At 57.2% G+C, this 21658-nt stretch carries 17 protein-coding genes; 5 read left to right on the top strand and 12 right to left on the bottom strand.

All coding sequences use genetic code 11. The annotated features are described in order from the left end of the window. Positions 1–87: 87 nt before the first annotated feature. The 3 genes from HV127_RS10300 to HV127_RS10290 all read left to right on the top strand — a co-directional run bounded on the left by HV127_RS10300 (position 88) and on the right by HV127_RS10290 (position 4482). Complete coding sequence (locus HV127_RS10300; protein WP_182235840.1) at positions 88–1599, top strand: CoA-acylating methylmalonate-semialdehyde dehydrogenase; 1512 nt, start codon at positions 88–90, stop codon at positions 1597–1599. A gap of 207 nt (positions 1600–1806) precedes the next feature. Next, complete coding sequence (locus tag HV127_RS10295) at positions 1807–2949, top strand: iron-containing alcohol dehydrogenase (RefSeq protein ID WP_112216705.1); 1143 nt, start codon at positions 1807–1809, stop codon at positions 2947–2949. Positions 2950–3273: 324 nt separating this feature from the next. Then, a complete protein-coding gene (locus tag HV127_RS10290; protein ID WP_182235838.1) occupies positions 3274–4482 on the top strand; it encodes an aldose 1-epimerase family protein in 1209 nt (402 codons plus the stop codon). Between the two features lie 154 nt (positions 4483–4636). On the opposite strand, the gene HV127_RS10285 is transcribed toward HV127_RS10290, so the two are convergent. Both HV127_RS10285 and mpl read right to left on the bottom strand, forming a co-directional pair. Next, complete coding sequence (locus tag HV127_RS10285; RefSeq protein WP_182235836.1) at positions 4637–5182, bottom strand: GNAT family N-acetyltransferase; 546 nt, start codon at positions 5180–5182, stop codon at positions 4637–4639. Positions 5183–5246: 64 nt separating this feature from the next. After that, a complete protein-coding gene (gene mpl, locus HV127_RS10280; RefSeq protein WP_182235834.1) occupies positions 5247–6620 on the bottom strand; it encodes a UDP-N-acetylmuramate:L-alanyl-gamma-D-glutamyl-meso-diaminopimelate ligase in 1374 nt (457 codons plus the stop codon). A gap of 175 nt (positions 6621–6795) precedes the next feature. Here mpl and fbp point away from each other — a divergent pair, with 175 nt between their 5' ends. After that, positions 6796–7794 carry a class 1 fructose-bisphosphatase gene (fbp, locus tag HV127_RS10275; RefSeq protein WP_110274397.1) on the top strand — a complete coding sequence of 333 codons (999 nt, stop codon included), beginning with the start codon at positions 6796–6798 and terminating at the stop codon, positions 7792–7794. 50 nt (positions 7795–7844) lie between these two features. Here the strand turns inward: fbp and HV127_RS10270 are convergent, their stop codons facing one another. The 10 genes from HV127_RS10270 to HV127_RS10225 all read right to left on the bottom strand — a co-directional run bounded on the left by HV127_RS10270 (position 7845) and on the right by HV127_RS10225 (position 20145). Continuing rightward, positions 7845–8288, bottom strand: a complete 444-nt coding sequence (locus HV127_RS10270; protein WP_110274398.1) for a MarR family transcriptional regulator — start codon at positions 8286–8288, stop codon at positions 7845–7847. A gap of 15 nt (positions 8289–8303) precedes the next feature. After that, positions 8304–9059: an Asp/Glu racemase gene (locus HV127_RS10265; RefSeq protein ID WP_275944518.1), complete on the bottom strand. Its 756-nt coding sequence runs from the start codon at positions 9057–9059 to the stop codon at positions 8304–8306. After that, the gene (locus HV127_RS10260; RefSeq protein ID WP_182235832.1) at positions 9059–10087 is read right to left on the bottom strand and encodes a carbon-nitrogen hydrolase family protein; all 1029 of its coding nucleotides are present in this window, start codon (positions 10085–10087) and stop codon (positions 9059–9061) included. Before HV127_RS10260 ends, HV127_RS10265 begins: the two co-directional genes overlap by 1 nt. A 14-nt stretch (positions 10088–10101) precedes the next feature. After that, the gene (locus HV127_RS10255; protein ID WP_182235830.1) at positions 10102–11013 is read right to left on the bottom strand and encodes a fumarylacetoacetate hydrolase family protein; all 912 of its coding nucleotides are present in this window, start codon (positions 11011–11013) and stop codon (positions 10102–10104) included. Continuing rightward, a complete protein-coding gene (locus HV127_RS10250) occupies positions 11013–12143 on the bottom strand; it encodes a cupin domain-containing protein (RefSeq protein WP_182235828.1) in 1131 nt (376 codons plus the stop codon). Before HV127_RS10250 ends, HV127_RS10255 begins: the two co-directional genes overlap by 1 nt. Next, a complete protein-coding gene (locus HV127_RS10245; RefSeq protein WP_182235826.1) occupies positions 12140–14437 on the bottom strand; it encodes a bifunctional salicylyl-CoA 5-hydroxylase/oxidoreductase in 2298 nt (765 codons plus the stop codon). Before HV127_RS10245 ends, HV127_RS10250 begins: the two co-directional genes overlap by 4 nt. Beyond that, positions 14434–14859 (bottom strand): thioesterase family protein, encoded by a 426-nt coding sequence (locus HV127_RS10240; protein ID WP_182235824.1) that lies wholly within the window; start codon positions 14857–14859, stop codon positions 14434–14436. The genes HV127_RS10245 and HV127_RS10240 overlap by 4 nt, the downstream gene beginning before the upstream one ends. Positions 14860–14868: 9 nt before the next feature. Further along, complete coding sequence (locus HV127_RS10235; protein ID WP_182235822.1) at positions 14869–16356, bottom strand: indolepyruvate oxidoreductase subunit beta family protein; 1488 nt, start codon at positions 16354–16356, stop codon at positions 14869–14871. 11 nt (positions 16357–16367) lie between these two features. Next, entirely contained in the window at positions 16368–18542 is a 2175-nt protein-coding gene (locus HV127_RS10230; RefSeq protein WP_182235820.1) for an indolepyruvate ferredoxin oxidoreductase subunit alpha, read from the bottom strand. Positions 18543–18864: 322 nt separating this feature from the next. Further along, the gene (locus tag HV127_RS10225; protein ID WP_182235818.1) at positions 18865–20145 is read right to left on the bottom strand and encodes an aromatic acid/H+ symport family MFS transporter; all 1281 of its coding nucleotides are present in this window, start codon (positions 20143–20145) and stop codon (positions 18865–18867) included. Positions 20146–20478: 333 nt separating this feature from the next. Here HV127_RS10225 and HV127_RS10220 point away from each other — a divergent pair, with 333 nt between their 5' ends. Next, a complete protein-coding gene (locus HV127_RS10220) occupies positions 20479–21486 on the top strand; it encodes an AraC family transcriptional regulator (RefSeq protein ID WP_182235816.1) in 1008 nt (335 codons plus the stop codon). Positions 21487–21658 lie beyond the last annotated feature (172 nt).

Here is a 21658-nt window from a genome sequence, read left to right as displayed (position 1 = left end):
AGAGTGGCTGACCCGGCGGTAAGTGATTACCGCCGCTCAGAGCCAGATTTTTAGAGAGAGTCGAAAGATATCATCATGGAGAAAAATATGACTACTGTACCAAGATTGAAATATTTCGTTGATGGTCAATGGCGCGTTTCGCAGACCGAACGCTATATGGACGTCTACAACCCAAGCACCGGCGAAGTCATGGCTCAGGCCCCCTGCTGCACCGAGCAAGAAGTGCTGGATGCCGTTGCTGCGGCCCGCAAAGCCTTCCCGGCGTGGTCAGATACTCCGGCGATTAAACGCTCGCAAATTATGTTCCGCGTTCGCGAATTATTAATGCAGCATCAAGAACGCTTAACCGAGCTGGTGGCAAAAGAAAACGGTAAAGCCTGGGGCGATGCCCAGGGCGACGTCTTAAAAGCCAAAGAAGGCACCGAGCTGGCCTGTTCTATCCCCACGCTACTGGCGGGTGAAAACCTGATGGATGCTTCCGCCGGTATTGACACCAACCTGTACCGCGAACCGATTGGCGTGTTCGCTGGTATCGTGCCGTTTAACTTCCCGGCGATGATCCCGATGGGATGGATGGCGCCATTATGCGTCGCTTCCGGTAACACCATGGTCATTAAAGCCGCCAGCATGACGCCGATGACCTGTATGGAAATCACCAAACTCTATCAGGAAGCGGGCGTGCCGGATGGCGTAATTAACGTCGTGACCTGTTCGCGTAACGAAGCCGATATTCTGCTGACCCACCCGGATGTTAACGGCGTCTCCTTCGTCGGTTCCACCTCCGTGGGCCTGCACGTTTACTCCAAAGCCGCCGCCCATGGCAAACGCGTCCAGGCGCTGTGTGAAGCAAAAAACCACGCGCTGGTGCTGGCTGACGCGCCGATTAACCGCACCGCCGCAGGGATTATCAACGCCGCCTTCGGCTGCGCGGGTGAACGCTGCATGGCGCTGCCGGTCGTCGTGGTGCAGGAAGAGATAGCCGATAGGCTGATTGCCGCCGTCGTCGAAAAAGCCAAACAGCTGAAAATCGGCCCCGGGTATCTGCACGATACCGATATGGGTCCGGTGATTTCCAAAGATCACAAACAGTCGGTTATCAACTGGATTAATAAAGGCATCGAAGAAGGCGCGAAGCTGGTGCTCGATGGTCGCAATACCACGGTGCCGGGCCTGGAAAAGGGCTTTTACGTTGGTCCAACCGTGCTGGATCATGTGACCGAAGAGATGAGCGTCGGGACCCAGGAAATCTTCGGGCCGGTGCTGTGCTTTAAACGGGTGAAAACCTTCGAAGAAGGTCTGCAGTTAATGAACAATAACCCGTTCGCCAACGGTTCGGTTATTTTCACCCAAAGCGGCTACTACGCGCGTGAGTTCCAGAAACGCACCCACGGCGGCATGGTGGGAATTAACGTTGGTATCCCGGTACCGGTTGGCGTGTTCCCGTTCTCAGGCCATAAACAGTCGTTCTTCGGCGACCTGCACTGCCTGGGCAAAGACGGCGTGCGTTTCTATACCGAATCAAAATGCGTGACCTCGCGCTGGTTTGATGAAGAAGAAGCGAAACGTGAAAAAGTCGACTCCTGGGACGGTACGATTTAATCGGAAATATAAATATTATCCTAAATAATTCAAGTTGCCGGGAAACCAGCACACCAGTAGCTTGAAGTATGACTAGTATAGCTCCCTCCAGATATTGCTCCGGCAATATCTGGAGCATTAATAGGATTTTTTTACTCTGCACGTGTCGCTGAATTTCAAATGACGAATGCACACTAAAAAAATCCTTAATATTAAATGGAGTTTCCTATGACCCAGGCCTTCTCAATTCCACGCAGTATTATTTATGGCGAAGATGCTTTAGAACATCTGTCGACGCTGAGCGGTAAAAAAGCCGCATTAGTCACCGGCGGAAGTTCAATGAAGCGTTTTGGTTTTCTGGATAAAGCCATCGGCGAACTAAATAAAGCAGGTATGGAATGCATTGTTATCGATAATGTCGAGCCCAACCCGTCCATTAAGACCGTCTGGCGCGGCGCAAAAGAGATGCTGGCGTTCGAACCGGACTGGATTGTGGCGATTGGCGGCGGCTCCGCGCTGGATGCCGCCAAGGTGATGTGGTGTTTCTATGAGCACCCAGAGCTGAAGTTTGAAGACATTATCCCCGTCGGCTCCATGCCGCCGCTGCGCAACAAAGCCCGGTTTGTGGCCATTCCCTCCACCAGCGGCAGCGCCTCTGAAATCACTGCATTCTCGGTGATTACCGATACGGCGAACCATATCAAGTACCCCATTGTTGCCGCCGACCTGGTGCCGGATATCGCCATCCTCGACCCCACGATCCCTGCCAAAATGCCGCCGCACGTTACCGCTCATACCGGGATGGACGTCATGACCCATGCGCTCGAAGCTTATGTGTCCACTGCAGCCAACTCGTTTACCGATCCCTATGCCGTCGAGGCCATTCGTCTGGTGTTTGAGCATCTGGAAACCGCATACCGCTCACCTGATGATTTAAACGCGCGTATGCATATGCATAATGCCTCTGCGCTGGCGGGGATTGCCTTTACTAACGCATCATTAGGGTTAGTGCATTCGATGGCGCATAAAATAGGTGGTGAATTTGGAATTACCCATGGCCTGGCAAACGCCATTATGTTGCCTTATATCATCCAATATAATGCGAAGTTCACTAAAAAATATCGCCAGCTGGAAGAGGCCTTAGGAATAAATAATTTGATTGAGGCGCTCAATGAGCTGAATAAACGTCTGGGCATTCCGAAAACGTTAAGTCAATGTGATGAAGTTGAGATCAATGAAGTCACCTTCGTTAATGTACTCGACAGAATGAGCGGTAATGCCGTTGACGATCCGTGCACGTTAACTAACCCTAATTATCCTTCAGTTCAGGATGTGAAGGGGTTATATACCAAAGCATTTTACGGCGCATGATGCTCATCGCACCCGTTTTTTAAACTAAAAAGTCGTTAAAGAAGGCCGCATGGGTAACCAGATCCCCTGCGGCCTTCTTGTTTCTGTAAGCATATAACATTCAACGCAAAACCAAAGCTGAATCGTTAAAGCTAAAATTGATTAAATTCACATATTTTTTAGTAACAACACATTGTTGTTACCGATTAAAGCGATCAATCCCTCATTTACAAACATGAAATAGCGTGTTTTCTCACCAGGTGAGGCACTTCACATTTTCATCATCCACTTGCCACTAAATTCCTTACATCAGCAACACAATCGATTCAGCAAAAGGAATGAAAAATGAAAAAGACATTAACTTTGACAGCAATTGCGATGCTTATCTCTGCGCCAGCCATGGCTAAAACGTGGGTGCTGACAAGCGCTGAAAGCGGCATGGATAAAGGAAACTGGCAGATAACCAGTGACCAGCTGAAGATTAAAGATCATCATTTCAGCATTGAGCAAAAAGTCCTTCACGGCGGTAAACAAGAAGGCAGCAAAATCCTTGTGATCCAGAGTAAAGACGGCCTGACTATCACTCTAAGCCCAACTCGCGGCATGAACTTGCTGAAAATCGAAGGATTCGGTTCACGAATGGGTTGGGATTCGCCGGTGAAAGAGGTAGTCAACCCGGCCTTTATTAACCTCGAAAGTCGCAACGGTCTGGGATGGCTGGAAGGTTTCAATGAGATGATGGTGCGCTGCGGCTACGAATGGACCGGTCACCCGGTGACTGCTGATGGGCAGATTTATACCCTGCATGGCAAAGTCGGTAATACACCCGCCTCACAGGTGGAAGTTGAAGTGGCAGATACCGCGCCGTATGAAATCCGCATTCGCGGACTGGTGAAAGAGAGCACTTTCAAGAAAGCAGATTTGCAGACCATGACCGAGCTGCGCTATGTGCCCGGCAGCAACAGCTTCAGCCTGCATGATGTGTTAACCAACCATGCCGACTATCCGCATGACTATCAAATTATCTACCACAGCAATTTCGGTAAGCCGATCCTCGAAGAGGGTGCGCGTTTCCTGGCACCGATAGCCAGCATCAGTCCGTTCAATGATTATGCCAAAGCCGGTTTAAAAACGTGGCAAACCTATGCCGGTCCGACTAAAGATTTCGATGAAATGGTGTTTAATATGCAGCCGTTAGCGGACGAGAATCACCAGACGCTAGCCGCAGTGGTCAATAAAGCCGGAGATAAAGGGGCATCGATTCAGTTTGATACCCGCCAGCTGCCGGTGCTGACGCTGTGGAAAAACACCGATACCGAGAAACAGGGCTACGTTACCGGTATTGAGCCGGGCACCAGCTACGCCTATCCGGTAACCATTGAGCGTGAACAGAAACGCGTTAAGCAGCTTCAGCCTGGGGCCAGCACCCAATTTGACCTGACCTATACGCTGCTGCACAGTAGCGAGCAGGTGGCCGACGTTGAGAAGAGAATTGCGGCGATTCAGGGCGATACCAAAGTGGCAGAAAACGAAACGCCGATCGCGAAGGAGTAGCGCTGTTTCCCGGAGGCGGTGCTGTGCATCTCTCCGGGCTACCGGTCCGCAGACGGTGATGCACCTGTAGCCCGGGCAGGCGCTTTGCGCCGCCCCCGGGGCAGAGTGGCTGAATTCCCGGAGGCGATGCTGCGCATCTGTCCGGGCTACAGAACTACAGAACCTTGACCACGCCAACCTGATCCATGACCACCTGACGCAAATCCTGCGCAAAGCGCTGATACTGCGCCTCATCAATCGGCTGCGGATAACTCAACACAATCAACTCATGATCGGCTATCCCTTGATGATAGGTCGGGTGGCTATGTGACCAGGTATTCGCGTAAAAGCCCATCGTTTCATAGAAGCGCAGGCGCTTGTGGGCTATCTCGCTGGTCAGCGGATCAATTTCCAGAATAGTTAGCGGTTCACGTTTGAGGATTTCAGCCAATAGCTGCTTGCCGTAGCCGCGCGAGCGCAGCGTATCGTCAATAGCCAGATGCTCAATATAGCTGTAATCGGCAAAACGCCAGCAACCGCTCAGCCCGATAAACAAAGCGTCGTCAAACCAGGCTTCCAGCACATAATTCTGATTGTGAAGCGCCTGCAGTTTAGCATCGACTTCACGTTGTTCATGCCACGGAAATGCCCGACAGTACAACGCATCGAGCGCGGGAAAATGAGCGGAATTGGGGGAGGTCACTCTTTCAGAGATCAACATGACGGCTCCTGGTCACAAAAGACAGCTGCCCTCGCGTGGAGGGCAGCCAAACGAAGAGTATTGCTTACTCGGTCGCGGCGGCTTTTTGAGCCAGTTTATCCAGCAGCTTCTGATGGATACCGCCAAAACCGCCGTTACTCATCACCAGGATGTGATCACCCGGATGCGCCGTTTTGACAATCATATCCACCAGCGTATCAACATCAGCGCTCCAGTGAGCAGGTTGTACGCAGGCCTCGGCAACTTCAGCCACCAGCCACGGAATATGCTGCGGCTGCAGCAGGAAGACTTCATCGGCACGCCCGAGAGACGGTGCCAGATCGTCTTTGCTAAGCCCCATCTTCATCGTGTTGGAACGTGGCTCAAGCACGGCAAGAATACGCGCAGTGCCGCCGACCTTGCCGCGTAATGCCTGCAGGGTCGCCAGAATCGCCGTCGGATGGTGGGCAAAGTCGTCATATACGGTAACGCCGTTGGCTTCGCCGCGCAGCTCCAGACGACGGCGGGCATTGATAAAGCTGCCCAACGCATTGGCCGCGTCAGCAGGCAGCACGCCCACATGACGGGCGGCGGCAATCGCCATCAGGCCGTTATGCATATTATGCTCTCCGACCAGCGCCCATTTCACTTCACCGACTTTCTCGCCGTCCAACCACACTTCCCATGAAGAAGCGTCGGTGGTGAGTTTTTTCGCCTGCCAGTGCCCCTGCTCGCCGACCAGCTCCTGCTCGCTCCAGCAGCCCATCGCCATCGTCTGTTTTAGATTGATGTCATTTTCCGGCAGGATAATCTTGCCTTTGCCCGGCACGATTCGCACCAGGTGATGGAACTGTTTCTGAATCGCTTTCAGGTCGTCAAAAATATCCGCATGATCAAACTCAAGGTTGTTGAGAATCAGCGTGCGCGGGCAGTAATGAACAAACTTGGAGCGTTTATCAAAGAAAGCGCAGTCGTATTCATCGGCTTCAATCACGAAGAATGGGCTGTCGCCAAGTCGCGCGGAAACATCAAAATTACCCGGTACGCCGCCGATGACAAATCCCGGCTTATAGCCGCAGACTTCGAGGATCCAGGTCGCCATTCCGGCAGTGGTGGTTTTTCCGTGCGTCCCGGCTACCGCCAGCACCCAGCGATCGCGCAGCACGAAATCGTGCAGCCACTGCGGCCCGGACATGTACGGAATGTTGTTTTCCAGCACCGCTTCCACGCATGGATTTCCGCGCGTCATCGCGTTACCGATGATCACCAGATCCGGCTGAGGATCCAGCTGGCTGGCATCATATCCTTGAATTAACTCAATTCCTTGATTTTCCAGCAGGGTACTCATTGGCGGATAAACGTTCGCATCCGACCCCGTTACCTCATGACCGAGGGAACGCGCCAGCATCGCCAGCCCCCCCATAAACGTGCCACAGATTCCTAAAATATGAATGCGCATTCGTCATTTCCTTCTCTTATCTGAAGCACAGTTTACCGGGATGTGGGGGGGGAAAGAAATGCATTTCAGGCGAATCCGTATTTTGCTGGCGCGATTCACCTGTGCGAGATTTTTTTATTCTTTGTTAAGATTGTTGCGTTCGTTTTACTTCACATAAACATGCAGGGAACGGGTTATGAAAACGTTAGGTGAATTTATTGTCGAAAAGCAGCACGAATTCTCTCACGCGACTGGCGAGCTGACTTCGTTATTATCGGCAATAAAGTTAGGCGCCAAGATCATCCACCGCGATATCAACAAGGCCGGTCTGGTCGATATCCTGGGTGCCAGCGGTGCTGAAAACGTTCAGGGCGAGGTGCAGCAAAAACTCGACCTGTTTGCTAATGAAAAATTAAAAGCAGCACTGAAAGCACGCGATATTGTCGCCGGGATCGCCTCCGAAGAAGAAGATGAAATCGTCGTCTTTGAAGGGTGTGAACACGCTAAATACGTGGTACTGATGGACCCTCTGGATGGTTCCTCTAACATCGACGTTAACGTCTCCGTCGGAACGATTTTCTCTATCTACCGTCGCGTCACGCCGGTAGGTACGCCTGTTACCGAAGAAGATTTTCTGCAACCGGGCAGCAAACAGGTCGCGGCAGGCTATGTGGTTTATGGTTCATCGACCATGTTGGTCTATACCACCGGCTGCGGCGTTCACGCCTTCACCTATGACCCGTCTCTTGGCGTCTTCTGCCTGTCCCAGGAGCGCATGCGCTTCCCGGAAAAGGGCAACACCTACTCCATCAACGAAGGCAACTACATCAAGTTCCCGATGGGTGTGAAGAAGTACATTAAATATTGCCAGGAAGAAGATATCGGCACCCAGCGCCCGTATACCTCGCGCTATATCGGCTCTCTGGTGGCGGATTTCCACCGCAACCTGCTCAAAGGCGGCATCTATCTCTACCCAAGCACCGCCAGCCACCCGGACGGTAAGCTACGTCTGTTGTACGAATGCAACCCGATGGCGTTCCTTGCGGAACAGGCGGGCGGCAAGGCCAGCGACGGTAAAGAGCGCATTCTGGATATCATCCCGGAAAGCCTGCACCAGCGCCGTTCCTTCTTCGTCGGCAACAACCATATGGTTGAAGACGTTGAGAACTTAATTAAAGAGTTCCCGGACGCGTAATCAGCTCGAAGATACCCCCTCTCCCCCGTGGGGAGAGGGTTAGCCCCAAATCACGCCACGCTATAGCGCTGAATCAATGTCTGCAACGTATTCTTCAGCACTGCGCTGCGCGCCTCCCCCAACTCACTTAGTACGCTCTCTTCAAAGCGCGCCGCCTCGGTGTTCAGCTCGCGCACCAGCCGACGCCCTTCCTCCGTCACCGTCACCCAACTCTGCCGCCGATCGCCGCTCTGGCTTTCACAGCGCTCCACCTGTTGCTGTTTCTCCAGCCGATGCAGTAGTCGGGTAATGGTCGGCTGCTTGCTCACCGTTTTTAACGCCAGCTCGCTGACGCTGGTTGGCCCATTGCCTTCCAGCACCGACAGCACGCGCCACTCCAGCACCGAGAAGCCGCGCGCCTCCACTACCGTGTGGAACTCCGATGACACCACCAGCCACGCTTGCCCCAGCAGCGCCGGTAAATAGCTGTTAATGAATGTCGGTGAGCCTGACATCGGTACCTCCTGCGGTTAATAGCGCCCGGACAGCAGCGAACCAAAGCCCGGCACCCTGGTATCCAGGCGCAGACGGTTGAGCATCATCCATGTAGTGGCGACGGACGACGAGATCACCGGCAGTCCCACGCGATCCTCAATCAGTTGGATAGAGGGCAGCGACGGCATCTGAACACAGGCCGAGGCGACAATCGCATCAACATTGGTATTGAGCTTTTTAGTCAGCTCAACCGGTGCCAGCGGATTCTGGCGGCCTACTTCGAGGTTATCGGGGATCTCCAGCGACAGGCTATCCACCACTTCGATCCCTTCATTTTCAATGTAGTCGATCACCAGTTGCGTCAGCGGCTTCATATACGGCGTGAGGATCGCTACCCGCTTCGCGCCAATCGCCTGTAGCCCTTCCACTAGCGCGCCCGCGCTGGTAATCACTGGCGACGGGTGGCCGTTTTCCACGGTCCGCGCGTGCAGACGCTCTTCGGAAATACGGTGGTAGCCTTTCCCCATACTCATGATGGCCACCAGGCACGCGTAGCCCAGCACGTCCACAGCGGCGTCGGACAGTTCCAGCGCGCAGCGATCGCTGTCCGCGTCCATCGCCGACAATTCCTCTTTCGATACCTTCTTCATGCGCATCCGGCTGGAGTGGAAGGTAAAACGCTCCGGGGCAATCGCCTCTCTGGCGCGCAGGATCGCCGGGATCTCCGTCTCCATGGTGGTGTTCGACGACGGTACAATCTGGCCAATACGGAAATGACGTGGGGTCTGCATCAGTTTTGCTCCTGGAACGGCTCCGCCGCTTCATTCTGACCGCTAAAATCCAGTGAACTCTCAACGGAATCATGGAAAGTCGCCGCGCTCTGGGCACGACGGTTAACCTGCAAATCGAAAATATCGAAACGGTTATAGTGGCCGGTGATGTCGTGCATCTGCCGCGGCTGAATACAGCGGTTGAGGTCAATGTCGGCGTAGACGATGCCCTCTTTATCAATCAGCGGTTCGCCCACTACGCGTCCGTCCGGGCCAATCACCCCGGAGAAGGCACTATTCGGCCGCGCCAGCAGTTCACGCGCTTCGGGATGGGTTTGCGCCATTGCCTCAACGATCTCTTCGCTAACGGTCGAACAAGCGATCACTGTAAACACCTTGCCCTCAAAGCAGTGCGCCGAGGCGCGCAGGCGAATAGCCTCCGCCATGTCGTAATCCTTCGGCGCCACCGGCAGCGCGATATAGCTGGCCACGTGTACCAGTTCGCCCTGCGCCAGCAGCGAAAAACGCGCCAGCGTGTTGGTGTTCTCGCCGCAGGCCAGCGCCCCCAGCGGGCCGATGCTGGTTTTGTGCACTCGCAGCGACGACGCGTCGCCGTTGGCCCACGTCAGTTTTTCCGCCCAGGTCGGCACCAGTTTGCGATGGCGGCCAATAATTTTGCCTTCGTCGTTGATGGTCACCAGCGTGTTATAGAGCGTGGCGATACTCTGCGGATGGCGTTCGTTGACGCCAATCACCACGTTCACCTTATGGCGTGCGGCGGCCTGGGCGATTTTACGAATCTCCGGCCCGGGTACTTCAATCGCGCTACAGCACAGCTTTTCAAACCACGGGCTTCCTTCCACCGGGTTCATCACCCAGCTCCAGTACGGATAACCGGCGATAAACACTTCCGGGAAGGCCACCAGCTTCGCGCCGTTGCTTGCCGCTTCGGCAATCAGGCAGCAGGCTTTATCAACGGTGGCATCAGTGTCGAGAAACACCGGCGAGGCCTGTACGGCTGCGGCGGTAAATTTGGCTAATTCCAGCATCAATCGTTCTCCTCTTACACCGCCACAACCGGGTGGCGCAGCTTGCCGATGAACTCCACTTCAGCGTCAATCACATCGCCCGGCCAGACCCACTCCTGCGGGCTGCGGCCCGCGCCAACGCCTTCCGGCGTGCCGGTGGCGATAATGTCACCCGGCTCGAGGGTGATCCCTTTGCTGATATCGGCAATCAGCGTTGGTACTTTGAACAGCATGTGGCGGGTGTTGGAACTTTGTTTGGTGACGCCGTTCACGCGCAGGCTGAGGTTGAGATTGTGCGGATCCGGAATCTCATCAGCGGTGACAATACACGGCCCGAACGGCGCGTAGGTGTCCTGACCTTTTGAGTAGATCCACTGACCGGCGCGGCGGCAGTCGCGGGCGCTCATGTCGATCATCAGGCTGTAGCCGAAGACATAGTTCAGCGCCTGCGCTTCGCTAACGCGTTTGGCGCGCGAGCCGATAATCACCGCCAGCTCAACTTCCCAGTCCAACTGCTGGGTGATCTGCGCGTTGTGTTCAATGGCATCATCCGGGCCAATCACCGAGGTCGGCGGCTTGGAGAAAATCACCGGCTCTTTCGGCAGATCTTTGGAGGTGTCCAGCGTGCGGCTGGACTCCGCCACGTGCTCAACATAGTTCAGGCCGATGCCGAAGATGTTTTTACGCGGACGCGGGATCGGCGCCAGCACTTTCACGTTGACCAGCGGCTGGGCACAGCCGACCGGCCAGTTGCCCTCACAGGCGTTCAGCAGTTCCGTGCCTGCTGCCACCGCCGACGGACCAAGGTCGATGAAATCCAGCATGTTGTCCGGTAGCGACTGGCTGCGGTACTGCGCCAGCCTGGCTAAATCCACCACATAATCCCCGACGATTGCGCCCAGACGGGACGCGGCGTTGACGTTGCTACGGTAGGTAATCAGGCGCATTATTTTTTCTCCTCAGACACTATTTTTTGCTGACCATCGTTGTCCAGCAGCGCGTCCTCGTAATAGAGGCTGAGCGACTGCATCACGGGCAAGTCGTTGAAACAGAACAGGCACGCATCATCGGTTTGCGACAGGTTGACGTGCTCATGGAAGGCCCAGGACGGCACGCAGAAAATATCGCGCTCCTGCCAGTCAAAGCGCTGCCCGTCGATAATCGAGTAGCCTTTACCCTTCGCCACCTGGTACATAAAGCTGCCGGTATGGCGGTGCGCCTTGCCGACAAATCCGGGCCGCAGGCGCTGCATACTGGCGCCGATGGTCGGCATCACATGGCCACCGGTCACCGGGTTGGTGTAGTGCATCAGTACATCGTCAAACGGCGAGCCGTCGCTAACCTTCGCCGCACGGCACAGCGCTTCGTAAGTTGGTTGCCACTGATACTTAAACAGCGGCGAATAGGGTTTATCCCAACCGACGTTGTGCGGGCGCAGCGCGGCGGCGGCCCACAGCGCCACGCGGTCATCAACCGGCGCGGTGACCTGCTGATGCATATCCGGGTGTACCTTGTAGAACCCGGCCTCCATCGCGTTAACCAGCGGAATATCCAGCCCGTCCTGCCAGATACACGGCAGGCCGTCGGCTTCTACACCGTGTTCGTGCCAGGTGCCGTTCGGCGTCAGCACAAAGTCGTTGGCCTCCAGCGGCATCTTGTGACCGTCGACGATGGTGTAAGCCCCGCGCCCTTCCATAATGAAGCGCAGCGCCGATGAAGAGTGCGCGTGCGCCGACGCCGCTTCGCCGGGGTGCATCACCTGGAGGCCGGAGTAGAGCCAACCCACCGCCGCCGCCACGTCCTGACGGCCAGGGTTATTCAGATAAATGACGCGACGCCCGGCTTTCTCCGGGGTCACCAGCTCCACCGAACGCAGCACGTGCTCGCGCAGATCCTGGTAGCGCCACAGCACCGGTACGGAAGCGGATTTCGGCTGCCATGGTTCGATTTTGTTCGCCACCGTCCACAGCGCGCCGGTTTTCAGCTCCGAGAGTTGCTGGTAGTAGGCCACCAGCTCCGGGGTATCTTCTACGTCCGCGCGACCGGCGGTGCTTTCACGAAAGTCGTCATATTTCATGCTGATTTCTCCTGTGGATGTAACGCGCGCTGCAACAAATCGCGGCCATAGTGATAGGCCGGATGCCAGGCCACCTGATTCCAACCATAGCGGGCGCATTCGCGCTGTAACCAGTTGGCATCCGCCAGCGCAGGGCGGCCAATGGCGCACAGATCGGCACGCCCGGAAGCGATAATGCTGTTCACCTGATCCGCATCGCTAATCGCGCCCACCGCCATGGTGGCAACGCCGCCTTCATTGCGCAGACGGTCGGCCATCGGCGTCTGGAACATACGGCCATACACCGGTTTTTGATCGACAGAAACTTCGCCGGAGGAGCAGGTGATCATGTCCACGCCCGCTTCGCGCAAACGGCGGGCTATCTCTACCGCCTCGTCCACCGTAGTCCCCCCTTCCACCCAGTCGGTCGCGGAGATACGTACCGAAATCGGTAAATGCTGCGGCCACACTTCCCGTACCGCGCGAAACACCGCCAGAGGGAAGCGCAGACGGTTTTCCAGCGAACCGCCGTATTCATCCTGGCGCTGGTTGATTAACGGCGAGATGAAACTGGAGAGCAGCACGCCGTGCGCCGCCTGAATTTCCAGCCAGTCAAACCCGGCTTTGGCGGCACGACGAGCGGCATCGGCAAACTCAGTAATAACCGTTTCCAACTGTTCCGCCGTCGCCTCCGCCGGCACCTGAGACACGCCAGGACGGTACGGCAGCGGCGACGCGGAAATTAGCGGCCAGTTGCCCTGCGCCAGCGGGTGATCCGGCTTCTCATCCCCACGCTGGGTGGAACCGCGACGCCCGGAGTGCCCCAGCTGTACACCAATGCTGGCACCGCTGTTTTGATGGACAAAATCGGTCACCTGCCGCCAGGTAAGCACCTGTTCGTCGTTCCACAGCCCCGGACAACCGGGTGTGATGCGCCCCTGCGGCGACACGGCGGTCATTTCGGTCATGACCAGCCCCGCCCCGCCGACGGCACGGCTGCCCAGATGCATCAGGTGGAACATGCCCGGCACGCCCTCTTTCGCCTGGTACAGCAGCACCGGCGAAATCACGGTGCGGTTTTTCAGCGTCACGCCGCGTACCTGATATGGCGTGAGGATCGGCGGTACGCCCGGCGCTTTCGCCAACCACTGCTCGTATTGATTTAACCACTGCGGATCGCGCAGTCGCAGGTTCTCGTGAGAGATACGCTGGGAGCGGGTCAGCAGCGAGTAGGCAAACTGCTGCGGGGCAAAATTTTCGTAGCGGGCGACGTTCTCAAACCACTCGGTGGAGTTACGTGCCGCGTTCTGTATTTTCAGCACCTCGACGCTACGCACCGCCTGATAGTGGTCGAGGCCGCGACGCAGGTCGCCGCTGGTGTGCTGTAAGCTGTTAGCCAGTTCGATAGCATCTTCCAGCGCTAACTTTGTGCCGGAACCAATCGAGAAGTGGGCGGTGTGAGCAGCATCGCCCATCAGCACCAGCGGTACTGGCTTCTTCTGATGTTCAATCCAGTGCACCCAGTTCTCGCAAATCACTCGCGGGAAACGGATCCAGATCGCCGCGCCTCGCAGGTGGGCTGCGTTGGCCATCAGCGGCTGGCCGTCCAGCCACGGGGCGAATAGCTTCTCGCAGTAAGCAATGCCCTCTTCCTGGCTCATCTCATCCAACCCGGCGGCCTTCCACGTCTCTTCGGTGGTTTCGATAATAAAGGTCGATAACCCCGGCTCGAACTGGTAGGCATGTACCTGGAACCAGCCGTGCGGCGATTCGGCGAATAAAAAGGTAAAAGCTTCAAATACTTTGCGCGTGCCCAGCCAGACAAAACGACACTGACGGTTGTCGATATCCGGCTGAAACTGCTGCTGATAGCGGCTGCGAATACGGCTGTGAATGCCATCGGAGGCGATCACCAGATCCGCCTGATAACGCGCCACCAACGCTTCTTCATCTTCCACCAGGGTGTCGAACACCAGTTCAACACCGAGCGACTGACAGCGCTCCTGCAAAATGTTGAGCAGCTTTTTGCGGCCAATACCGATAAAGCCGTGACCGCCACTACGGTTCACCGAATCCTTAAAGTGGATTTCGATATCGTCCCAGCGGTTGAACTGCCGGGCAATCTGCTCGGCGCTCACCGGGTCGGCCTGGCGCAAATTTTCCAGCGTGGCGTCGGAGAACACCACGCCCCAGCCGAAGGTGTCGTACGGGCGGTTACGCTCCACCACCACGATGTTGTTGGCAGGGTTTTGCAGCTTCATCAGTAGGGCAAAGTAAAGCCCCGCCGGACCGCCGCCGATACACACAATGTTCATAGACTCTCTCCTGATGATTGCAACGCGGCCAGCAGCTCCGCCGGGATATCGATAGAACGATGGGTTTCAAGGGAGGTAGTCACCAGCGTCTGGGTAACCTGCATGCGCAGCTCGCCTTCAAGGCTGGTGCAGTTCAGCGCCAGCTTCAGCGAGCGCGAACCAATGTGAATCACTTCCAGATGGAGAATGACGTCGTCGCCCATACGGCTGACGGCTTTAAAATCTGCTTCCAGGTGCACCGTCGGCATGCCGAAGCGGCGCTCGCCGATAAAACCGGCAAAACCATACGGCAGCAGCGAATCAACCCACGCTTCCAGCAGGTTGTTGAACATCACGAAATATTGCGGATAGAAAACAATCCCCGCCGGATCGCACTCGGCAAAGCGAATGCGGTGCGGCTGGGTAAAGGTTGTAGCACTCATAAAAGCTCCTTAGTTCAGCGCCAGGCGCACCTGGCACTCGCGCAACTTATCGCCATGTTCATCCGCCAGCGCCGCATCGCGAAGCTCGCGCAAAGTGGCGGGCGGCAGACGACAATCGTGGCGCTCCACAATGCCGATTAACGTCTGGTAGTTACGTAACCCGCGGGCGTGGGTATCGCCGTAGCCTTTCACCAGCCGCTGGCACTGCACGATTTCCAGCGCCAGCGCCGGGTTGAACGCCGCCGCGCGGATAACGTACTGCAGCCATTCGTCAATACGCGCCGTTTCCAGCTGGTAGCGCAGGGTCAGGCGACGCCCGCGACGCCAGTGCGCCAGCGTCCACAGCAGCAGGTAGCCACGCAGCGAACTGGTGGTTACCACGCGTCCTTTGCGTGTGGCATTGCTCAACAGGCGCTGACAAAAGCCCGGCTGTTGCAGCCAGCGCCCCAGCCCGGTGGGCAGGGTTTCGCAGATCTCTTCCAGCCGTGGGTGCATGTATTCGTTGATACTCAGATGCTGGTTTTCCTGCAGCTTCACGTCGCTGCGGATACGCTCAAAGCGGCTACCGCGAATCTTCAGGTCCGCCACGCGAATGGTGTCTTCCCACGACATCCACAGCGCCAGATGACGCGCGGCCTCACGCAGCAGCAGCTCATCGTTACCGCCGGGCGCAGCGGCCAGCGAGGCCAGACGATCGAGATAGTTCGCCGCGTAGGCCACGTCCTGGTAATCCAACAGGCGGCGCACGCCTTCAATGGCAGTCGGCTGTGCGCTTTCCGGCAGTTCCTGATGGATGCGCGTCAGCAACGCCGCCACTTCCGCATTGGAAGGCTGAGGCGCCTGAGTGGTGACCACTGCCGGTTCCGCCTCTTCCAGACGGGTGTTCATCACCCCCTGGGCGAAGGCGACAAGGCTGGTTTTCACCCCTACGCCGCCGCGGGTAATGGTTTCTTCAAACTGCTGCTGGTTGAACGGCAGCACGCCGGAACCGCACAGCGCGCCAAAGAGTACGGCGCTAATCACGCTGCGGCTCTCTTCCGCCGTTTTCGCCATGTCGAAGCGGATAAATTTGCGCGCGGCCCTGCTGGCGTGGTCGATCAACGTGGTGTTATTCACACGACCGTCGCCCATCGCCGTTTTTTCACCAATGGAGTAAACGCGGTGGGTGGAGGCGATCAGCGTGGTGCGCTGCTGCGTGACTAACCCGCGCTGCACCGCGCGCCCGGCTTCCATCAGCTCGGAGGCCAGCACCACGTCTACGTCGCCCGGCATCGGCATCAACGCCAGCACCGGCGGTTTATCCAGCTCGTGCAGGCCGGGAAACAACTCGACGTAATAAATGGTGGAGCCGGTACGTTGCGCCACGCCCGGTACCGAGGTGGTCTGGGCGAAATAGCCGTTCTCTTCGCCCAGGTTGACAATCCAGTCGGCGAGCACGCCGCCCCCTTCCCCGCCCATCGCCAGAATGGCGATTTTGATGGGCTGTACTTTCGGCATCTGAGTGCTCCTTACAGGCTAACGCGGGCCAGGCGACGGGCGTTCCGGCGCTGTAACCAGTTGATTAATGGACGACGAATCGCCTCTCTCCAGCGTTCGCTGCGCCCCGGATGGGTGACGATGCGCGCTCGATAAAACGAGGGGCACAACACGGCGGCATGCGACACTTCGCCGCACAGGCCGCAGCCGACGCAGCTGTTGATCACCGTTGCGACCGGATCGGTGCGCAGTGGATCCGGGTTCGGTTTAATCGACAGCGACGGACAGCCGGAAAGACGAATGCAGGAGTGGTCGCCGGTACAGGTGTCGCTATCCACGCCGAAGCGCTCCGCCACCACGCGTTTGCCACTCTCCAGCGCTTTACGCACCTGCTGCTTTTCGCGGCGCTGGCGGTTGAGCATGCATTCGCTCTGGGCAATCAGCACCTTCGGGCCCGGCGTTTTGCTGGTTAAAGCGTCGCGCAGAGTAGCGGTCATAGTTTTCAGGTCGTAGGTGCGACGCACCGTTTTCACCCATTTCACGCCAACGCCCTTCACCGCCTGCTCAATAGCGTGACCGGTACTGCGGGTGGCGTTTTGCGCGGTGGACGACAGAATGTCTTGTCCGCCGGTGGCCGAGGTGTAGCTGTTGTCAACCACGATGGTCAGGTTGTTGCTCTGGTTAAATACGCTGTTGGCGATGCCGCTGGTCAAACCGTTGTGCCAGAAACCGCCGTCGCCCATCACCGAGATGGCGCGTTTGCCGTCTTTGCTATTGAGCGCCGCCGCTCCCGCGCCGCCCAGACCGTAGCCCATGGTGGTATTGCCGAGATTAAACGGCGGCAGAATCGAGAACAGATGGCAGCCGATGTCGGCGCTGATGTGGTGCGGGCCAAGCTCGCGCTCAATCAGCTTCATGGCGGTAAAAATCGGCCGCTCCGGGCAGCCGGTGCAGAATCCCGGCGGGCGAGCGTGAATCGCATCAGCCAGCGCAGGCGGCGCGGCGTTGACGACGTCCGGCATCACGTTGGCCAGCGGAATACGCACCTGGCGCGCGGCTGCCAGGGCATCCGGCTCCAAACGATCGTAACGTTCAAAGAAGGCGCGCAGCCCCGCCAGCACGGTGGCGGTGTTGTACTCGCCGGCCAGCGGCAGCAGGTCTTTACCGTGCAGTTTGGCGCTTAGCCCCTTCTGGCGCAGGATGTTAGCAATATTCTGTTCAACGAAGTTCGGCTGTCCCTCCTCCAGCACCAGCACCGCACGCTTGTTGCAGCAGAACTCGTCCAACTCTTCTTCTACCAGCGGGTAGGCGACGTTCATCACGTACAGCGGGATTTTGCTGTTGCCAAACACATCGGCCAGATCCAGCTGGTTAAGAGCGCGAATCAGCGTGTTGTAGTTGCCACCCTGCAGCACGATGCCAATATCATCGGCGTCAGAGGAGAAGAACTCGTTCAGGCGACGTTCGCGAATGAAGCGCACCGCAGCAGGCCAGCGCTGATGAACTTTCTCTTTTTCATGCAGGAAGCTGGCGGGTGGCAGCACGATGCGGCTGACGTCGCGCTGCGGATTTTCCAGCGCCTGTTTCACCGTAAACGCCGGAGCACGGTTTTCCGAGGTGACAAACTGGCCGTGAACGTGACAAGAACGAATGCGCATTTGCAACATCACCGGGGTGTTGCTGGCCTCAGACAGTTCAAAGCCATCCTTCACCGCCTGCACGATGCACGGCAGGTTCGGGCGCGGGTCGAGCAGCCACATCTGCGATTTCATGGCGAACGCATGGCTGCGCTCCTGCATGATTGATGAACCTTCGCCGTAGTCTTCGCCGACGATAATCAACGCTCCGCCCAGCACGCCGCCGGAGGAGAGGTTGGCCAGCGCGTCGGAAGCCACGTTGGTGCCAACCGTCGCCTTAAAGGTCACCGCGCCGCGCAGGGGGTAGTTGACCGACGCCGCCAGCGTCGCCGCCGCGGTAGCTTCGCTGGCGCTGTTTTCAAAGCGAATGCCATACTCGTCGAGGATCGGTTGGGCATCGGCCAGCACGTCCATCAAGTGGGAAATAGGCGCGCCCTGATAGCCAGCCACGTAGGAGACACCGGATTCCAGCAGCGCTTTAGTGACGGCCAGAATACCTTCGCCGCTAAACACAGAACCTGCCGGTAAAGTCAGTTTCTTTACCTCTTCAACAAACGAACGTTCAGCCATCACAACCTCACTTTCATTTCAATTTGGTCTGATTAACTTGTAAGCAACGTGCGAAGGAGGGGCAATCCATGATTTGTCATGGAATTGTCATTTGTGCGGAAGATGGATAGCGATTGCAGAAGGGGGATAAAAATGGGGGAATTGGTGCGCATCCCCTCACCCTGGCCCTCTCCCCAAAGGGGCGAGGGAACCGTTGGGTGCTGAATTGAAGTTTTGTGCTGAACATGAATATCTCAGCTCGGTGCACCCCCCCTCCCTTTTTAAGGGTGAGGGTTAACGCACCGTAACTTAAAAGATTATTGTTCTTCTGATTTCCGGCACCCTACCGCTTAGGTAGCAACATCACCGTCACCGCCGCGACCAGCGACACCAGCGCAAACGCGCCAAAGTTCCACGACAGCGATAACCCGCTGCTGGCTATCCACGCGCCGAACAGTGGCCCGCTCATCGCGCCGATACGCGCAAAGCTCAGCGCCCAACCGGTGGCCGCCGCGCGGCTGTTGCCCGGATACCAGGTCGCCAGATAGCCGGTCAGAATCAGCGATGCAGAAATACTGCCGACACCTGCCAGCGCGGTCAGCAGAATGTTGACCGGCAGCGAGTGCGGGAACATCAGCGCGCAGATGCCCGCGCCGCCCACGAGGTAAGAAAGCGCCACCGCCCGCTTCGCGCCGATACGATCGGCAATGCGCCCGAGGAACAACCCGCCCACCGCCGAGGCGAGGCTAAACACCACCAGAAACAGCAGGCTCGGCCCCAGCGCATAGCCGCTTTTGCGCATGATGCTCGGCAGCCAGGTGTTGAGACCATAGACCAGCAACATGCCGCAGAATAAGGCGACCCAGAAGCAGGCCGTGGCGCGCAGATAGTCGCCCGAGAACAGCAGGCTGCCGGTTTTACGCCAGCCCTCCTGCTGCGGACGCGGCGTTTCCGCTTCCGGCAGCGGAACGCCGAGACGCGATGACAGCTCACGCGCCTCAATCATTCGCCCACTGGTGACCAGATACTCTAGCGACTCCGGCAGCAGGCGCGACATCGGCCACAGCACCAGCAGCGGCAGTGCGCCCACGCCAATCACGCTGCGCCAGCCGAAATGGGGAATCAGCCACATCGCCACCAGTGCCGAGCACAGAATGCCCAGCGAGTAGCCAGAATACATAATCCCGTAGTTGTAGCTGCGCCGCTCCGGCGGCGAATATTCAACGGTCAGCGCCGCCGCCACCGGGATCACCCCGCCCAGCCCCAGCCCGCCGATAAAGCGCGCCACGCCGAACAGCAGCGGCGTCGGCGCCCAGGTAGTGGCAATCATCGAAAGCGAGAACAGCCCGACGCACAGCAGCAGCATCCGCCGACGCCCGATACGTTCGCTCAGAGAACCGGCAGCGAATGCGCCGAAGAACATTCCCACCAGCGCGTAGCTACTGAGCGCCCCCAGCTCCAGCGGCGTCAGCCCCCAGCCAGCGTCTTCCGCCATACTGGAAAGCACCGCCCCCATCACGCCAACATCATAGCCTTCAAATAAAATACTCAACCAGCACACCAGTAATACCCGGCGGGTCACGGCGTACGGACGCACCGCACTCTTTGTCATCGCAATGGTCATGGCAAACTCCGGTTAGTGGACACACCATCAGCGATAAGAAAAGTGGCGCAAAGGATCAATCCTCCCTCCGTCGGCCAGCAGTTATATCTGCACAAGCCGGATAATCACCGCGCAAAATGGCATTTCTCCGCCCTCAGCGATAACAAAATCTGCGCGATCCATCTCTCGTTATCGGAATTTGCTCTGACATAACTTCTGAATTCCAGTTAACGTGTATGCGTTAGCAAGTTGTTAATGGAATGTTGATTAAAGCAACGCGTTCGCGTATGACGGCCAGAAATCAACAACAGGCAGGACGTTTCACCTTTACGTCGTCTCCACGAGGAGTCTGTTATGTTGATCAACGATATCGTCTCACCGCGCCTGTCCGCTGCGCTTAGTCATCTCAATTCGTCCGCCAACTTGCTGTTTACCTCCGCCACGCTGGAGCAAGCAGGTGCCGTCGTAGGACGGATCTTCAAACCTTGCCAGGTGGATCTGGTCGATCGCGGCGCACGCGCCGACGTGCGGATGCACCACATTCCGATGGGTGAAATCTCACTTAACCGCCTGCGCTACAGCTCGCGGGTGGATATCGCGCCGTGCCTGATGAAGGATTTTTTTCTGGTGCAGATGCCGCTGCACGGTAGCGCCACAGTGGTGAGCGAAGGTCAGGAGATCCTATCCGGTCCGCAGCTGGCCACGGTGATTAACCCGGAAGACGTCACCCGCATGCGCTGGGAACCTGGCAACGATCAGTTTCTGCTGCGCATCTCTCGCTCGCTGCTGGAGAACATGCTGGTCGGTCAGCTTGGCCAGCCTCTGAACGAACCGCTGCGCTTCGAGACCGCGTTTCGCTGGCAGGATAATCCGGCGTGGTGTGCGCTCATTGGTTATCTGCTGGAGTGCGCCAGCCAGGGGCTGGACCTGGAAAAACACCGTCTGATTCGCCAGCAGATGGAGCAACTGGTCGCCACCACGCTGCTCAATAGCCACCAGCATAACTACCGCCAACCCGCTGACAGCAAGCGTTCCAGCATTCGCCCGGCCCACGTCCGCCGCGTGCAAGAGTACATTCACGCCCACGCGCACGAAACGCTGAGCGCGGAAGCGCTGGCGGGGATTGGCGGCGTTAGCCTGCGTGGACTGTATGCGGGGTTTAAAAATTTTCTTGGCGTCAGCCCGATGCAATATCTGCGAGATACCCGTATGGAGCGGGTGCGTGCCGAGCTGCTTTCCGGCGAGGTAAACAACGTAACAGGCGCTGCGCTGCGCTGGGGATTCGCCCATATGGGGCGCTTTAGCGCCGAGTACAAAGCGCGCTTTGGTGAGACGCCCAGTCAGAGCATGCGTAAGCGCTAACCGGCAATATACTCGTCATACTTCAAGTTGCATGTGCGTTGGCTTTCCTCGCTCACCCCAGTCACTTACTGGAGTAAGCTCCTGGGGATTCCCTGCGTCGCCGCCTTCCTGCAACTCGAATTATTTAGAGTATACACGTCGTGCTTCAAGTTGCAGATGCGTTGGCTGCGCT

This window comes from Klebsiella sp. RHBSTW-00215 (assembly GCF_014103785.1).
GTDB lineage: Bacteria > Pseudomonadota > Gammaproteobacteria > Enterobacterales > Enterobacteriaceae > Klebsiella.
Note: the sequence above shows the minus strand (reverse complement) of the source record. Positions and strands in the feature narration are given on the sequence as shown.

Coding starts and splice junctions, on each gene's coding strand:
- HV127_RS10290 (WP_182235838.1), top strand. CDS start 3,274: ATGAAAAAGACATTAACTTTGACAGCAATTGCGATGCTTATCTCTGCG.
- HV127_RS10225 (WP_182235818.1), bottom strand. CDS start 20,145: ATGACCATTGCGATGACAAAGAGTGCGGTGCGTCCGTACGCCGTGACC.
- HV127_RS10230 (WP_182235820.1), bottom strand. CDS start 18,542: ATGGCTGAACGTTCGTTTGTTGAAGAGGTAAAGAAACTGACTTTACCG.
- mpl (WP_182235834.1), bottom strand. CDS start 6,620: ATGCGCATTCATATTTTAGGAATCTGTGGCACGTTTATGGGGGGGCTG.
- HV127_RS10300 (WP_182235840.1), top strand. CDS start 88: ATGACTACTGTACCAAGATTGAAATATTTCGTTGATGGTCAATGGCGC.
- HV127_RS10270 (WP_110274398.1), bottom strand. CDS start 8,288: ATGTCAGGCTCACCGACATTCATTAACAGCTATTTACCGGCGCTGCTG.
- HV127_RS10235 (WP_182235822.1), bottom strand. CDS start 16,356: ATGCCGAAAGTACAGCCCATCAAAATCGCCATTCTGGCGATGGGCGGG.
- HV127_RS10285 (WP_182235836.1), bottom strand. CDS start 5,182: ATGTTGATCTCTGAAAGAGTGACCTCCCCCAATTCCGCTCATTTTCCC.
- HV127_RS10220 (WP_182235816.1), top strand. CDS start 20,479: ATGTTGATCAACGATATCGTCTCACCGCGCCTGTCCGCTGCGCTTAGT.
- HV127_RS10240 (WP_182235824.1), bottom strand. CDS start 14,859: ATGAGTGCTACAACCTTTACCCAGCCGCACCGCATTCGCTTTGCCGAG.
- HV127_RS10260 (WP_182235832.1), bottom strand. CDS start 10,087: ATGCTGGAATTAGCCAAATTTACCGCCGCAGCCGTACAGGCCTCGCCG.
- HV127_RS10250 (WP_182235828.1), bottom strand. CDS start 12,143: ATGAAATATGACGACTTTCGTGAAAGCACCGCCGGTCGCGCGGACGTA.
- HV127_RS10265 (WP_275944518.1), bottom strand. CDS start 9,059: ATGCAGACCCCACGTCATTTCCGTATTGGCCAGATTGTACCGTCGTCG.
- HV127_RS10255 (WP_182235830.1), bottom strand. CDS start 11,013: ATGCGCCTGATTACCTACCGTAGCAACGTCAACGCCGCGTCCCGTCTG.
- fbp (WP_110274397.1), top strand. CDS start 6,796: ATGAAAACGTTAGGTGAATTTATTGTCGAAAAGCAGCACGAATTCTCT.
- HV127_RS10245 (WP_182235826.1), bottom strand. CDS start 14,437: ATGAACATTGTGTGTATCGGCGGCGGTCCGGCGGGGCTTTACTTTGCC.
- HV127_RS10295 (WP_112216705.1), top strand. CDS start 1,807: ATGACCCAGGCCTTCTCAATTCCACGCAGTATTATTTATGGCGAAGAT.